Annotated in this window: 4 protein-coding genes; 3 read left to right on the forward strand and 1 reads right to left on the reverse strand. The window is 36.8% G+C overall.

Annotation, left to right across the window (positions count from 1 at the left end; genetic code table 11):
- Nucleotides 1-352: 352 nt before the first annotated feature.
- Nucleotides 353-673 carry a TrbC/VirB2 family protein gene (locus tag OZD63_RS03615; protein WP_015589492.1) on the reverse strand — a complete coding sequence of 107 codons (321 nt, stop codon included), beginning with the start codon at nucleotides 671-673 and terminating at the stop codon, nucleotides 353-355.
- Nucleotides 674-808: 135 nt separating this feature from the next.
- Between OZD63_RS03615 and OZD63_RS03620 the strand changes: the two genes are divergently transcribed.
- The 3 genes from OZD63_RS03620 to OZD63_RS03630 all read left to right on the forward strand — a co-directional run.
- A complete protein-coding gene (locus tag OZD63_RS03620; protein ID WP_006279712.1) occupies nucleotides 809-1,624 on the forward strand; it encodes a YihY/virulence factor BrkB family protein in 816 nt (271 codons plus the stop codon).
- Nucleotides 1,611-2,366, forward strand: coding sequence for an SDR family oxidoreductase (locus OZD63_RS03625; protein ID WP_275008142.1), 756 nt, complete (start codon nucleotides 1,611-1,613; stop codon nucleotides 2,364-2,366). The genes OZD63_RS03620 and OZD63_RS03625 overlap by 14 nt, the downstream gene beginning before the upstream one ends.
- Before the next feature lie 57 nt (nucleotides 2,367-2,423).
- The coding region (locus tag OZD63_RS03630) for a hypothetical protein (RefSeq protein ID WP_275008143.1) at nucleotides 2,424-2,614 on the forward strand (191 nt) is incomplete at its 3' end.

Genomic DNA, 2,614 nt, shown 5'->3' on the forward strand with positions numbered 1-2,614 from the left:
AAAATTGCGAACGTAAACTCAACACCAGCTTGCAAATGATTGTCCTTTCCTTCATTTCTCTCCTATTACGAAGATTTTAAACAGGTTCTTAGCGGGATCTCTTGTTAGCGCCGCGGCGGTATATTTGTCATCCCGCTAGCGAGATCTAGAGATACCGCGAATGAATTGCGGTATGACGGTATGCGGCGGCATGACGATAAGCCTTGTCATTCCAGCGCGTGACGCTGGAATCTAAACTTTAACTGATATGATTACAGAAAGAGAATTTATTAGGTATTCATAGACACTGAAAGTGCTCAGCTTGACCACTTTCAAGTAAAGAAAACTACGTTTGTGCTTCCAATAATTTCTATTACTTATCCGCTACTGCACCGTCTTTACAAATCACACCTCCTGGTGTTATTTTTGAAACGACTACAGGAGCGCCAAAAAACACAGCAGTGAACGCACCGAGTGCAAAAAGCGCTGGCCATGGCATTCTGCCGAATATCGCAAGCAAAGCTGCACCAATTATCACTATTGTGATCATCGGTCCACCTATGCCGTGAGTATAGCCTATTATCTTGCATATCACCGATGATGTTGTATCATTTTTATCAACAAAAGTATTTGCAGCATTTGCATCAAATGCAAAGGAGAGAATTAAAGCCACAAGTAGAAGAAAATTTTTCATTACGCCTCCGATAATTTCTATTTAATGCTGGATTATCCTTCACTTTGATTAAATTTAAGTAAATGGTGAGGATTTTTTGCTTAAAAGTATCCTTTATTTCATTTAGAATACTTTTCTTGGTTCGTTTATATTGCAGTGCTACAGAAATTTTACAGCATCGTTTATTGCCTTTATCGTGCTTTGATTGACACAATTCATAATGATGGAGTGGAGCATGCAGGGTATTTATCATTTTTAATTCTGTTATCAATATTTCCTTTTCTCATCGTTTTAATGGCTGTGGCGTCAACATTCGCAAATTTTTTAGACCAGTACAACATTGGCTGGGTATTTATCATTGATAACATGCCACAGGATATTTTATCATCTTTGATGCCGCGTATTAGGGAGATAATATCAGGCCCGCCGCAAAGCTTACTAACTTTAGCAATTGTAGGTGCTGTTTGGACCGCTTCATCGACAATTGAAGGGCTTAGAACAATACTCAATAAGGCCTATAAAGTTCCGGTTTCGCCGCCTTATATATTAAGAAGAGTACTAAGTATATTACAATTTTTAGTAATCACGCTTATTATAACTCTAACTATAGTGTTTTCTACACTAGTACCAATGCTAATTGATTTTTCCTATCAGGGGCTAAGTTATACTAGGTATTTACTTATTGAATTTGTACTTTTCACAGTAGTCTCTTGGCTATATTTTATGTTACCAAACATAAAACAAAATTTATCAGACGTATTTCCTGGATCTTGTGTAGCTGTTATTCTTTGGACGATTTCTGCTTCAGCTTTTAAGCAATACTTAAAAGCTTCCTTTGACCAACTGGATTTGATATATGGAAGTTTAGGTGGTGTAGTAGTGTCATTACTATTTTTTTATATGCTAAGTTTGATTTTTATATATGGAGCAAAATTCAATTTTCAGCTAAAATATTTCAATGGATCTCGCTAAGGAGAAAGAAATGGGTAAGTTAGAAGGTAAAGTAGCTTTAATCACCGGAGCTTCAGGTGGAATAGGCTCTGCTGTTGCAAAAAGGTTTATAAGAGAAGGTGCATGTGTGATTCTGATTTCAAGATCTCTTGATAATCTCAAGCCACTATATAATGAAATTGAAGAGCTTGAAGAATTTAAAGAAGGCTCTGTGAAACTAATTCAGCTTGATCTTTTAGACTTTGAGAATGTAAAGATACTGACAAACATGATAGAAAGCCTGAAATTATCAGAATCTGGAGCACTTGATATATTAGTTGCGTGTGCTGGAATTTTAGGCAAACTGAACCCCATTCATGACTGTGAGATTGAAGAGCTACAGAACGTAATGAATACAAATTTTACTGCCAATTGGTACTTACTAAAAAACTTAGATCCAATGCTAAAAAAGTCTAATGCTGGAAGAGCGATATTCATAACCTCAGAAATGACACTTTCTCCTTCCTCTTATCCATATTGGATGCCGTATGCTGCAAGTAAAGTTGCACTAGAAATAATGGTGCAGATATATGCATCTGAGACAAAACATACAAAATTATGTGTAAATGCTGTATACACGGAAGGACCTGTGGGTAGTGAGCAGGCATTTCCTGGATCTGAATTGGTGCCACCTGATAAACTAACAGATAAATTTGTGGAACTTGCTTCTGAAGATTGTAGCATATCAGGAGAAATCTTGCCACTCAGTAAGTCTTTTGAATAAATTACCATAGTATCTGCAAAGATACCGTTAAGCCCACAACTGTATGAACATTGTGATTTGAGAGTAATCTCCACTAGGAAGGATGTCATCCCAGTGCCTCTATGGTGTCATTCCAGTCTGGAATCTAGTCTTTATTATGCAGCCACTTATTTAAAGTTAAGTTTTCTGGATCCCAGACGGCTTTGTTGCATCGCTAGCTATGATGGATTAAAGATAAAAAAGATGGAGAATATCAGTAGCTTATTATT

The organism is Wolbachia endosymbiont of Drosophila leontia (genome assembly GCF_028981785.1).
GTDB classification, from domain to species: Bacteria; Pseudomonadota; Alphaproteobacteria; order Rickettsiales; family Anaplasmataceae; genus Wolbachia; species Wolbachia pipientis.